General features: G+C 62.0%; 13 protein-coding genes and 1 pseudogene. 3 read left to right on the plus strand and 11 right to left on the minus strand.

The features are described 5' to 3' along the window. Window positions 1-62 precede the first annotated feature (62 nt). A complete protein-coding gene (locus AB4P94_RS26275) occupies window positions 63-881 on the minus strand; it encodes a shikimate 5-dehydrogenase (RefSeq protein ID WP_395608203.1) in 819 nt (272 codons plus the stop codon). Between the two features lie 156 nt (window positions 882-1037). On the opposite strand from AB4P94_RS26275, the gene AB4P94_RS26280 reads away from it, so the two are divergent. The 3 genes from AB4P94_RS26280 (at window position 1038) to AB4P94_RS26290 (ending at window position 2094) form a co-directional block, all read left to right on the plus strand. Then, window positions 1038-1391 carry a hypothetical protein gene (locus tag AB4P94_RS26280; protein ID WP_078741781.1) on the plus strand — a complete coding sequence of 118 codons (354 nt, stop codon included), beginning with the start codon at window positions 1038-1040 and terminating at the stop codon, window positions 1389-1391. A 234-nt stretch (window positions 1392-1625) separates the two neighbouring features. After that, the gene (locus tag AB4P94_RS26285) at window positions 1626-1820 is read left to right on the plus strand and encodes a hypothetical protein (RefSeq protein ID WP_010211349.1); all 195 of its coding nucleotides are present in this window, start codon (window positions 1626-1628) and stop codon (window positions 1818-1820) included. 91 nt (window positions 1821-1911) lie between these two features. After that, window positions 1912-2094, plus strand: coding sequence for a hypothetical protein (locus AB4P94_RS26290; RefSeq protein WP_395608204.1), 183 nt, complete (start codon window positions 1912-1914; stop codon window positions 2092-2094). Here the strand turns inward: AB4P94_RS26290 and AB4P94_RS26295 are convergent. The 10 genes and pseudogenes from AB4P94_RS26295 to AB4P94_RS26340 all read right to left on the minus strand — a co-directional run bounded on the left by AB4P94_RS26295 (window position 2091) and on the right by AB4P94_RS26340 (window position 12127). Further along, a complete protein-coding gene (locus AB4P94_RS26295; protein WP_395608205.1) occupies window positions 2091-3158 on the minus strand; it encodes an AI-2E family transporter in 1068 nt (355 codons plus the stop codon). The genes AB4P94_RS26290 and AB4P94_RS26295 overlap by 4 nt on opposite strands. 121 nt (window positions 3159-3279) lie before the next feature. Then, window positions 3280-3741, minus strand: a pseudogene (locus tag AB4P94_RS26300) (thioredoxin family protein); the annotation flags it as partial. A 361-nt stretch (window positions 3742-4102) separates the two neighbouring features. After that, window positions 4103-5311 (minus strand): pyridoxal phosphate-dependent aminotransferase, encoded by a 1209-nt coding sequence (locus AB4P94_RS26305; protein WP_395608206.1) that lies wholly within the window; start codon window positions 5309-5311, stop codon window positions 4103-4105. Then, entirely contained in the window at window positions 5308-5973 is a 666-nt protein-coding gene (locus AB4P94_RS26310) for an RraA family protein (RefSeq protein ID WP_395608207.1), read from the minus strand. The genes AB4P94_RS26305 and AB4P94_RS26310 overlap by 4 nt, the downstream gene beginning before the upstream one ends. Next, window positions 5970-6638, minus strand: coding sequence for an RraA family protein (locus AB4P94_RS26315; protein ID WP_395608208.1), 669 nt, complete (start codon window positions 6636-6638; stop codon window positions 5970-5972). Before AB4P94_RS26315 ends, AB4P94_RS26310 begins: the two co-directional genes overlap by 4 nt. A gap of 94 nt (window positions 6639-6732) precedes the next feature. Beyond that, complete coding sequence (locus AB4P94_RS26320) at window positions 6733-7485, minus strand: GntR family transcriptional regulator (protein ID WP_395608209.1); 753 nt, start codon at window positions 7483-7485, stop codon at window positions 6733-6735. Between the two features lie 78 nt (window positions 7486-7563). Further along, entirely contained in the window at window positions 7564-9072 is a 1509-nt protein-coding gene (locus AB4P94_RS26325; RefSeq protein WP_395608210.1) for an aldehyde dehydrogenase, read from the minus strand. A gap of 24 nt (window positions 9073-9096) precedes the next feature. Continuing rightward, window positions 9097-9888 (minus strand): ABC transporter permease, encoded by a 792-nt coding sequence (locus AB4P94_RS26330; RefSeq protein ID WP_395608211.1) that lies wholly within the window; start codon window positions 9886-9888, stop codon window positions 9097-9099. Then, the gene (locus AB4P94_RS26335; protein WP_395608212.1) at window positions 9885-11066 is read right to left on the minus strand and encodes an ABC transporter permease; all 1182 of its coding nucleotides are present in this window, start codon (window positions 11064-11066) and stop codon (window positions 9885-9887) included. The genes AB4P94_RS26330 and AB4P94_RS26335 overlap by 4 nt, the downstream gene beginning before the upstream one ends. Beyond that, window positions 11063-12127 (minus strand): ABC transporter ATP-binding protein, encoded by a 1065-nt coding sequence (locus tag AB4P94_RS26340; protein ID WP_395608213.1) that lies wholly within the window; start codon window positions 12125-12127, stop codon window positions 11063-11065. Before AB4P94_RS26340 ends, AB4P94_RS26335 begins: the two co-directional genes overlap by 4 nt. Window positions 12128-12155 lie beyond the last annotated feature (28 nt).

Here is a 12155-nt window from a genome sequence, read left to right on the forward strand (position 1 = left end):
ATCGCCTGTTCCACCGCTTTCGCGAGCAAGCCCGCTCCCACATTTGAATCTGCACTACGCCGTTAATTTCGGGCGAAGGCCACCGCCGCCTCAAACTGTTCCTGCGTCGGCCTTACGCCGGTGTACAGCACAAACTGCTCCAACGCCTGAATCGCGATCACCTCAAGCCCGGTAATCACCCGCTTGCCCTTGGCCCGCCCCCGCACGATCAACGGGGTTTCGGCGGGAATCGCCACCACATCGAAGACAGTATCCGCCGCATCGATAGCCGCAGCCTCGAAGGCCAAGTGATCCGCCTCAGGCCCGCCGGTCATGCCGATCGGCGTCACGTTGACCAGCATCTGCGGGCGTAGATCACCCAGTTCCGCCTGCCATTCATAGCCCAGGCTCTGCGCCAGCGCGCGCCCCGCCGCTTCATTGCGGGCCACGATCACACCGTTGGCATAACCGCCGTCCCGCAAGGCGCTGGCCACGGCCTTGCCCATGCCGCCGCTACCGCGCAGGGCGAAGGTTGAGTCCTTGGGTACTGCGTGCTTTTTCAGCAGTTGTTCGACGGCGATATAGTCCGTGTTGTAGGCCTTGAGATGGCCGCCGGTATTGACGATGGTGTTCAGCGAAGCGATGGCCTTGACCGAGCTGTCCAGCTCGTCCACCAACGCCAGGCTGGCTTCCTTGAACGGCATGGAAACCCCGCAGCCGCGAATACCCAACGCCCGGATACCGCCGATCGCACCGGGCAAATCCTGGCTGCTGAACGCCTTATAGTAGAAGTTCAGACCCAACTGTTCGTACAGGTGGTTATGAAACCGCAAGCCAAAATTACCGGGGCGCGCCGACAATGACATGCACAGTTGAGTGTCCTTGTTGGGGTGCATCTGCATGGAAAACTCCTTTGAGTAAGCAATTCGGTACAGACCTTACACAACCTTTACCTATCGGCTGTGCTGTTTTTCAGAAATACGTTGTCTTAAAAGTATCCCCGCGACAATCCTTGAGTCTATTGATTGCAGACCACAAGCGCAGGGGCTAACCGAGGAATGACCATGATTCGTAAAATCCCCAAAATCGCCTTGCTTATCGGCGCACTCGCTATGGCAGGCCAAGCCTCCGCCCACGGTGGTGGTTGGGGTGGCCCGGCCATATTGGGTGGTTTGATCGGCGCAGCCGTTGTCGGCTCCGTAGTCGCCAGCCAGTCCCAGCCGGTCTACGTGCAGCAACCGGTGTATGTCCAGCCGCAACCGGTCTATGCCGCGCCTCCGCCGGTTTACTACGCGCCGCCACCGCCGGTGTATGTGCAGCAACAGGTTTATTACCGTCCGGCGCCGGTCTATTACGGCCCACCGCGCGGTTACTACGGCCCTCCCCACGGCTACTACGGCCGCGGCTGGTAACACGCAGTGGGTATGACAGAACAGGCCTCGCCCACACGCGGGGCTTTTTTTTGTCCGCAAAGTCCGGATTCAAGCAGCCGAGGTCGTTATGAGGACAATGTGTGGGCGTTAATCCCACATCATGACAGTGCAATGTCTACTTGCCCGGCAGAGGCTCACGCTGTCATGTTTACGTCACGAAACAGACTCACTATTGACCCTTGTCCACCCAAAAACAATTAAGGACGACTGACCATGCCCACACAAAACCCGCACCGCACCGCCGGCTTGTGCACGTCCAGCAAGGTCTACAGCGCCCTGACCGAACTCAAGCACCTGGAGGGCCACCGCAGCGCGAAATTTTTGGCGTTGCTGGCCGAGAACCTGGTGCGCAAGGGGCTGCTCAGTGAACAGGAAGTGGTGAACATGCTCGACCAAGTCGTGGATTGACGCGTGGCGTTGATGTCGACTATCGAGACAGGTGATTTTTCCTGAGGGGCGCCCGCCCGTAGAGTGACCTCCATAGCGATTGGAGGTACTTATGCCCACTGTTCAGATCATGTCCGTCATCGGCAGCGCCGTCCCCGCCCCTCTTCGGGAGCTTGGGCTGTTGGCCTGCTGGTATCTGGTGCGCGACGGCGAGCCCGTCAGCGGCCCGCTCACTTCATTGTCCGCTGCCGAAAAACAACTGCAATGCGTGTCGACCTTCAGGCTTCACGCCTAGGGTAATGGCAGTTTGGTCCGCGGCTTGCTTTCGACAAACAACGCCCAGCTCGACATGAACAACGCCGCCACCAGCGGCCCGATGACAAACCCGTTCAAGCCAAACACCGACAGGCCGCCCAGCGTCGAGATGAGGATCAGGTAGTCCGGCATCTTGGTGTCCTTGCCCACCAGTATCGGGCGCAGCACGTTATCCACCAGGCCAATCACAAATACGCCAAACAAGCCCAGCACCACACCTTGCCAGATCGAACCGCTTAACAGGAAGTAAGCGGCCACCGGCCCCCACACAATACCCGCCCCCACCGCCGGCAGCAGCGACAGAAACGCCATCAACACCGCCCAGAGCAACGCGCTGGGAATGTCCAGAAACCAGAAAATCAGCCCGCCCAATGCGCCCTGGGTCACGGCCACCAGCACGTTGCCCTTGACCGTGGCACGCACCACGCGGTTGAACTTGAGCTGCAAACGGCGCTTTTGCGGCTCGGCCAACGGCACCGCCGTGCGCACCTTGCGAACCAGCTCGGGGCCGTCGCGCAGCAGGAAAAACAGCAGATACAGCATGATGAAAAAACTCACCAGAAAATCAAAGGTGCCCTGGCCGAAGCTGAACGCCTGAGTGGCGAAGAACTGGCTGCCCTGCATCGCGCTTTTGACGATCTTCTCGCGCAGACCCTCAAGGTTGCCCATGCCAAAACGGTCGAGCAGGTGTTGGAAATACGGCGGCAAGAAGTTCTTGAACTGCTCTATATACCCCGCCACGTCCAATTTGCCGCTTTCGACGTTTTTGTACAGCGTGGCGCCCTCTTGCACCAGCAACACGCTGGTGATGATCACCGGCAAAATCGCGATGACCAGGCACACGGTGAGGGTCGCCAGAGACGTGAAGTTACGGTTCCAGGCGAACCGCTGCTGCAGGCGCCTTTGCATCGGGGCAAAGATAATACCGAGGATGACCGCCCAGAACACCGCACCGTAAAACGGCAGCAATATCCAGATAAAAGCGATGGTCACCAGGGCGAGCAGCAACAGCAGGGTTTTGAATTGCAGGTTGGTTTGGTTCATGTCCGGTCCATGTCAGAAAAGCAGGGGCCTTCGTAGGCCCTGTTGCTTAGTCCGCTGCGAAACCTGGGAGTGCCCTGGGTTATCGAACAAGGGGCTATCGAACAAGCATAGACCGCCTCAATCAAAGGCCCGCGGCCTGTACCTTGGCTTCGCCCAGCAGTGTTTGAATAACCTGCTCCTGCACGTCATAACGGCCTTCGCCAAAATGGGTGTAACGCACCTGGCCTTTCGCATCGATCAGGTAATGGGCGGGCCAGAACTGGTTATCGAAACTGCGCCAGATCGCATAGTTGCTGTCGATCGCCACCGGGTAGGTGATGCCCAGCTTGCGCACCTGGTCCTGCACATTGCGGGTGATGTGCTCATAAGCGAATTCCGGGGTATGCACGCCGATGACCACGAGCCCCTCCTTTTCGTAGCGTTTCGCCCAGCCTTTGACAAAAGGCAGCGCGCGCTGGCAGTTCACGCAGTCATAGGTCCAGAAATCCACCAGCACCACCTTGCCTTTGAGGTCCTGCACACGCAGGGGTGGTGAATTGAGCCACTCTGTTGCGCCCGCCAGCGACGGCATGGCGCCCCGGCTATCAAGTGCCGCATTGGCAGCTGTTTCACGGCTAAACGCCTGGCTGCAGATCAGCGCGAACGTCAGGAGCAGGCCGGCGAACAGAATCGGGAGAGGTCGCATGTCGATTACCTTGTGGGTTACACAGAGCCACTATTGAACCCCCTTGAGGTATCGCGCCTGTGTCGAACGCCCGCTGGCGATACACAGCGATACAAAATCGGCAAAAGGCGATCTGGATCAATAAAACCCACCACACACCCCGCTACCCTCGCGACCTTTTGCGACCTGAGCCCATGCCCTCCTCCCTCCTCGCCCCCGAATTGCTTGCCCCCGCCGGCACCCTGAAAAACATGCGCTTCGGCTTGCTGATGCGCGACCTCTAACGCGTCGCCGCGCAGAACTGCCGAATCGCTTCGCACGCCTGCAACAACGAATCGTCATCCAGGGCGTAGGCAATGCGCAGGTAGGGCGCCAACCCGAACGCGCTGCCATGCACCACGGCCACGTTGGCTTCATCAAGCAAGGCGAGTGCCACGTCTTCGTCGGTTTGCAGCAGCTTGCCCGCCGGCGTGGTACGCCCCAGCAAACCGGCGCAGGAAGCGAAGGCGTAGAACGCGCCGGACGGGTTCATGCATTCCAGCCCCGGCGTGGCGTTGAGGAACGACACCACCAGGTTGCGGCGCTTTTCAAACACCGCCCGCGACGCGCGCACAAAATCCTGCGGCCCGCTCAGCGCGGCCATGGCCGCTTGCTGGGAAATCGCGCTGGCCCCCGAGGTCTGTTGGCCCTGGAGTTTTTCCATGGCCTCCAGCAACCAGCGTGGCCCGGTGGCGAAACCGATGCGCCAGCCGGTCATGGCGTAGGCCTTGGACACGCCGTTCATGGTCAACACGCGAGGCGCCAAGCGCGGTTCAACTTGCGCCAGCGTGTGAAAGGTTTGGCCATCGAACAGCAGGTGTTCGTAAATATCGTCGGCCAGCACCAGCACGTGGGGATGGTCGAGCAGTACTGCGGCCAACGCGCGCAGTTCTTGCTCGCTGTACACCGCGCCGGTTGGGTTGGACGGTGAATTCAGGATCAGCCAGCGAGTGTTGGGGTTGATTGCCTTGGCGAGCGCGCCGGGCGTCAGCTTGAAACCGTCCTCGGCGCTGCAGGCCACGATGTTCGAGGTGCCGCCGCACAGCTCGACCATTTCCGGGTAGCTGACCCAGTACGGCGCGGGCACGATGACTTCATCGCCTTCGTTCAAGGTGGCGGCCAGCGCGTTGTAGATCACATGCTTGCCGCCGTTGCTGACGATAGTGTCCTGCCAGGTCACGTCGAGGCCGTTCTCCCGGCGGAACTTCTCGGCCACCGCTTCGCGCAAGGCCCGCACGCCGGCCACCTGGGTATACCGCGTGTGGCCGTTGCGGATCGCATCGATACCGGCCTGGCGGATGTGCTCCGGGGTGTCGAAATCCGGCTCGCCGGCACACAGCGAGATGATTTTTGCACCTTGGGCACGGCGTTCGGCCACGCGGTCGATGATGCGGTAGGTGGCCGAAGGCTGGGCCTGGGCCAGGCGTTTATTGAGGCGTTGAAGGTTCACGAGCCTTTCCTTTGCAGCGTGTGGTAACCCAGGGATTCGCGAGCCTGCTTCAAGGTCTTGCCCGCCTCGAGCTGGGCGCGGATCTGCGATTCCACGTCTTCGATCTGCCGCGCGACCCGCGCCACTTCCACAGCACGGGCGCGGGGCACCACCAGTACGCCGTTGGCGTCGGCCACCACGATGTCCCGCGAACACACGCGAACCTCGCTTATCGCCACCGGCTGGTTCACCGCCAGCACTTCCACACGATCCTTGCCGGTGCGCATGTAACGGCCACGGGTGAACATCGGGTAGCCATCGCCCAGGGCCTTGCTGACGTCGCGGCACACACCATCGATCACGGTGGCGGCGATGCCACGCGCGCCGGCGTACTGGGTCATGATGTCGCCCCACACGGTGCAGTCGGTACGACCGGCATTGGCGATCACCACCACGTCACCCGGCAGCACGTCTTCGATAAAATCGCCTACCGAGCCCGGCGGCGTGTTCGCGGGTACGTATTGCACGGTAAAGGCCGGGCCGACCACGGTGCCGCGGTAGTTATCCAGCGGCGCGATGCCCAGGCACTGGCCGGGAATGCCCAGCTTGTCCATGGCGTCGGAAACGCCGGGGGTGTCCAGGCCTTCAAACAGGGCGACGATTTGCTGATCTTCAGGGTTCATCGGGCAGGCTCCACGCGGATGGCTTCAAATTGGCTGTCATGCATCACATCGGCGACCGAGCGGCCGCTGCGCACGGCGTCGACCATGCCGGCTTCACGGGCGGCGATGCGCTCGCTGAGGTCAAGTACCTGTTCAATCACGGCGGCGGGAATGAACACGCTGCCGCAACGGTCGGCAATCACGTAGTCGTCTTCGGACACGTCAACGCCGCCGACCTTGATGGTCACGCCGGAGTCCACCTGCACCACGCGGTTGCGCGCGCTGATCATGGTCACGCCACGCCCGTAAACCGGGTAACCGATGGAGGCGCTGCCGTCGATGTCGCGGCTGAAGCCATCGATCACCGAACCACGGATCCTCTTGGCTACGGCGGCATTGGCGATGATGTCGCCCCAGCACGAAATGCCTTCGATACCGCCGGCGATCACCAGCACGCGGTCGTCGGTGGTGATGGCGTCGATCACCGGGGAAATCAGGTGCACGCCGGGGGCGGCGTCGGTCTTGGGTGCCAGCTTGACCGTGCTCGCGCGGCCCACCACTTTCGGGCAGTCCCACAACGGGCGAATACCCACGACGGCGCCCGGCAGTTGCAGGAAATCCAGTGCGTCGGAAACGGTGTTCGTGTCGAGTTCAGCCAGGCGCTGAAGCGGGTCGGCAAGTGACATTGGAGGTGAGCCCCTGTTGTGGTTGGGGCTCAAGTCTTACCGACGAGGTGTGATAGGTATATTCGTATTAACGTAAGGCCAACATACGCTGAACCTATGGTTTGGCGGCTGCTTTTGCACGGCGCGGCTTGAGGTGTTTCAGGCGCCCGTCAGCCGCCAATGGCGAGGCGTCTTCGGTCATCAGGCCTTGCAGGTGGTCATTGAGTTTGGCGCCTTCGCTGAGGTTATGCGCCTCGGACAAAGCCCCCGCTGTCTCGGCATCACCGGCCAGAATCGCGTCCACAAACGGCCGGTGCTGCTCGATGATGGCCTCGGCGTCGTGAATCAATGAGTCACTGGAACGGATATACAGGCGAATCTGGCGCTCGATGAACTCGTACTGGGACAACAGGCGGCTATGGTCCGCCAAGGTGATGATCGCCTTGTGCAGCGCGAAGTCGGCCTCGGCGATGGCCTCGGCCTTGCCTGCGTGGCACGCCTCGACCAGCGCCTGGTAATGCTGGCTGAGCAAGGCACGCTTGGTGTCGTCCATGCCCGCCGCCACCAGCTGCGCGGCCAAGCGCTCCACACTGGAGCGCAGGGTGTAGAGCTCCCACACATCCTTGGGCGTGAGGGAGATCACGGTCCAGCCGGTATAGGGGATCAGCGTGGTCAGGCCTTCCTTTTCCAGCTGGTGCAGGGCCGAGCGCACGGTGGCGCGTGACAGGCCCATCTCCTGGGCCAACTGCACCTCCGTGACCCGCGCCCCCGGCAGAATCGTGCCCGACATGATGGATTCGCGCAGCACTTCGGCCGCTTGCACTTCCGCAGACAGTTTCACGACCTTGGGGACTTTTAATAGGCTCACGGCGATGCTCGACTCATTTTCGTGCAGGCACTCTAGCAAACGCACAAGATTGTCGCCAATTATTAAAAGTCCCGCCCGTCAGTTCACCCCACGCAACGAGCGCACCCACACGGTTTTGGTCTGCACGTATTGCTGCAACGCTTCAACGCCCTTGTCCCGCGACAGCGAACCCGAGCGTTTATAACCGCCAAACGGGGTTTTCACGTCGCCTTCGGTGAAGCCGTTGATGCCCACCACGCCGCACGGCAACTGCCGTGCAAAGTGCAGCGCCCGGTCGATATCACGGGTGAACACCGTGGCATGCAGGCCGAACTCGGTGTCCCGTGCCACCTGCAACGCTTGCTCATCGTTCTGCACGGTGATCACGCCCAGCACCGGCCCGAAGATTTCCTCGGTGGCGATGACCATGCCCGGCTTGACGTCATCGAACACTACCGGGTCGACATAGAACCCCGGCAAATCCAGGGCGCGGTTGCCCGCCACCAAGCGTGCGCCCTCCTCCACGCCCCGGTTGATATAGCCCTGCACACGCTCGCGTTGTTTGGCCGACACCAGCGGGCCAATCTCGGTGTCGGGGTCCAGCGGGTCGCCGACTTTCAAAGCCGCCACATTGACCAGCACCTTTTCCAGGTACTCGTCCTTGCGGCTGGCGTGGACGATCTGGCGCATGTTCGCCGTGCAGTTTTGCCCGCCGTTCCAGAACGCCGCGTTGACCGCGTTGGCGATCAGGTCTTCGGTCAGCGGCGCGTCGTCGAGGATGATGAACGGGCTCTTGCCGCCCAGCTCCAGGCCGACCGGCTTGAGGTTGCTGTGGGCTGCGTATTCCAGCAGCAGCGCGCCGACCGGGCCGGAACCGGTGAAGGTGATCGCGTCGATGCCCGGGTGCAGGCCCATGGCTTTGCCGACTTCATGGCCGTCGCCGGGCACCACGTTGAGCACACCGTCGGGCAGGCCGGCGATGGACGCCAGTTCCGCCAGGCGCAGCGCGGTCAACGAGGTCAGCTCGGCGGGTTTGAGCACCACGCTGCAGCCGGCGGCCAGGGCCGGGGCAAGTTTCCAGGCAGTCATCAATAGCGGGAAGTTCCACGGCACAATCGCACCGACTACACCGATAGGTTCCTGCAACACAAACGCGGTGACGTCTTCGCCGGTGGGCGCGACCTTGCCAAAGGTCTTGTCGATCAATTCGGCATACCACTGAAAGAAATTCGGCACTTCGGTGCCGATTTCATGCAGGCAATCCTTGATCGGCTTACCGCTGTCCAGGGACTCCATCACCGCCAGTTCCGTCGCGTTCACGCGGATCAGTTGCGCCAGCGCCAACAGCACGTCCTTGCGGTATTCCGGCTTGGAGCGCGACCAGACGCCAGAATCAAACACCGCCCGCGCCGCCGCTACAGCCTGATCTACATGCCCTGCCCCGCCGAACGCCACGGTGCCGAACACCTGGGCCGTGGCCGGGTTGATGTTCTGGTAAGTGCCCTCAGGCTTGCCGTCGACAAAACGCCCGTTGATATACGGCCGGTCAGGCAGCACCAGGGCTTCGGCGACACGGTGGTAATAGGAAGCGCCCACGTAGTTTTTCATTGCGAACATCCTGTGAAGTTGAGGTTAAACGCTGAGCAAACGGCGCTGACGACGGCGACGCAGCAGCACCACGCTCAAGCCGATCAGCAACGTGCCGACGATGAACAGAAACGCAGCCGCTGCAATTTCCGGGCTGATGTTTTCGCGAATGCTGGAAAACATCTGCAACGCCAACGTGCGCTGGCCGGGGCCGGCGACGAAGAGCGTCAGCACCACTTCATCCAGCGACGTGGCGAAGGCCAATACCGCACCTGAAAGAATCCCCGGCAGCGCCAGCGGCAAGGTGGTGGTGCGCAACACCGTCAACGGGCTCGCGCCCAGGCTGGCGGCGGCGAGTTCCAGCTTGGGATTGATTCCGGCCAGCGCGCCGGACACGCTGATCACCACAAACGGCACCGCCAGCACCGTGTGGGCGACGATCACGCCGCTGTAACTGTTGGTCAGCCCGAGGGTTTGCAGGAACATCTGCATGCCCACGCCCAGCACTACGGCGGGCACCACCATCGGTAACAGGAACAGCGAGTTGACCACGCCGCGAAACGGCACGCCCTTGCGCCGCAACCCCAAGGCCGCCAGCGTGCCCAGGCAGGTAGCCAAGGTGGTCGCGCCCACGGCCATGATCAGGCTGTTGATGATCGACAACTGCCAGGCCTGCGCCGTGAACAGCCGCTCGAACCAGCGCAGCGAGAACGAGGGAATCGGGTACACCAGAAACGAGCTGGAGGTGAACGCCAGCGGCAATACGGCCAGCAGCGGTGCCAGCAGGAACACCACCATGCAGGCGCCGAAAATGGCCAGCAACGGGTTGGTTTTCATTCGTCCGCTTCCTGTTCACGGGTGGAAAGACGTCTGTACACGGTGTACAGCACCAGGGTAATCACCAGCAGCACCAGGCCCAACGCGCTGGCCATGCCCCAGTTGGCGGCACCGGTGGCGTAGAAGGCGATCACCGAGCTGATCATCTGGTCTTTCGGCCCACCGATCAGCGCCGGGGTGATGTAGTAGCCCACGGCCGACATGAACACCAGCAACACGCCCGAGGTAATCCCCCGCGTGCTCAACGGCAGCGTCACTTCAATAAACGCGCGCCATGGCTTGGCACCCAGCGACCCGGCTGCCGGTACAAGGTTGCGCGGAATACCCAGCAGCACGCTGTAGATCGGCAGCACCATCAGCGGCAGCAGCACGTGGGTCATGGCGATGATCACGCCGGTGCGGTTGAACACCAGCGCCAGCGGGTGATCGGTGATGTGCAACAGCATCAGCACGCGGTTCACGATGCCGTTGTCTTGCAGCACGATAAACCAGGCGGTGGTGCGCACCAGCAGCGAGGTCCACAGCGGCAGCAGCACGGCGCCGAGCAACACATTGCGGCGCCAGCCGCTGACGCTCGCCAGCAATACCGCGTAGGGGTAACCGAGCAACAGGCACAACACGGTAATGGTCGCAGTCATGCCAAAGGTACGCAGCATGATGGTGCGGTTGGCCGAGGCATCGCCTGGCATATCGACGATGGCACCGAGGCTGTCGCGTTGCAGGTCTACCGAGGCCAGCAGGAAGCGGTCGGTCACCGGCGCCAGCGCATCGCGGATGGTCTGCCAGTAGCGCAACTCGGCCCAGCGCTTGTCGACACTGACCAGGTCCACCGGGCCGTCGGTGGCCTGGATCGCGGTTTGGGTCTTGCTGATCAGGGTGCGAAAACCCGGCGACGCACTGTTGAGGCGGCGCACCATTTCGCCGATGTGCTGCTGGTCGTCGACGTTGCGGATATCGCTGACAAACGCCTGCTCGATGGCCGGGCCCGGCAATGATTGCCCGTCCCAATGTGCCGCAGCGGCCTGGGTCAGCGGCAATACATTGAGCACGGACTTGTCCGAGACCGCCTGTTGCATCACGGTGCCCAGCGGCCACAGGAAAAACGCCAGCATAAATAGAAACAGCGGCAGCACCAGCAGGATCGCCGAGCGCCGTTTAGCCACGGTCAGCGTGCTCATGAGGCAATCATCCAGCAGTCCCGTGGGTCGAAGTGCGCCTGCATCTGCGTGCCGTTGGAATGTTCAGGCTGCGAGCGGCACAGGCGTGCGGTGAGGGTCAGGTTGTCGCCGGCCAATTGGGCGCGCAGGTGGTCGCCCTGGTACACGGCGTCGACCATCCGCACCGGCAGCGAGTTGACCGGGCGCGGCGTGTCCGACAGCGTCAGCCGTTCCGGGCGTACCGAGACCATCACGTTCTGGCCCACGTTCAAGCCCGACGCCGGCACGCGGATGGTCACGCCACTGCCGAGCAGCACCTCGGCGCGCTCGCCGTCGATGCTCACCAGGCGGCCTTCGAGCAGGTTGGTCTCACCGATAAATTGCGCGACAAAGCGCGTTTGCGGGCGGTCGTAGATGTCGCGGGGCGAGCCGATCTGTTCGATCTTGCCCTTGTTGAACACGGCAATGCGGTCGGACATGGTCAGCGCTTCAGACTGGTCGTGGGTCACAAACACGATGGTCAGGCCGAGGCGGTTGTGCAGCTCGCGGATGTCCAATTGCATCTGTTCGCGCAGCTGTTTGTCCAGCGCACCGAGGGGTTCGTCCATCAGCACCACGCGCGGCTCGAACACCAGCGCGCGAGCCAGGGCGACCCGTTGCTGCTGGCCGCCGGACAATTGGGTGGGGTGGCGGTCACTCAAGGCGCTCAGTTGCACCATGTCCAAGGCACGGGCCACGCGCTGCTGGGTTTCACTGCGGCTGACCCCGCGCATACGCAGGGGGAAGGCGACGTTTTCACCGACGGTTTTGTGCGGGAACAGCGCGTAATTCTGAAACACCACGCCCATGTCGCGCTTGTGCGGCGGCAGGTCGTTGACGGTAACCCCGTTGACGATGATGTCGCCGTGGCTGGCGGTTTCGAAACCGGCCAGCATCATCAGCAAGGTGGTTTTGCCGGAGCCCGACGGTCCCAACAGGCTGACGAACTCGCCGGCCTGAATGTCCAGGGACAGGTTGTCGATCACGTTGATGGCACCATAATTCTTGGTGACGCCCGCAAAACGTATTCTGAAATCAGTCACAACGGCATCCTCTGAGCGTATTTTTGTC

The sequence above is a fragment of the Pseudomonas sp. B22129 genome (genome assembly GCF_044218875.1).
In the GTDB taxonomy this organism is placed as follows: Bacteria; Pseudomonadota; Gammaproteobacteria; order Pseudomonadales; family Pseudomonadaceae; genus Aquipseudomonas.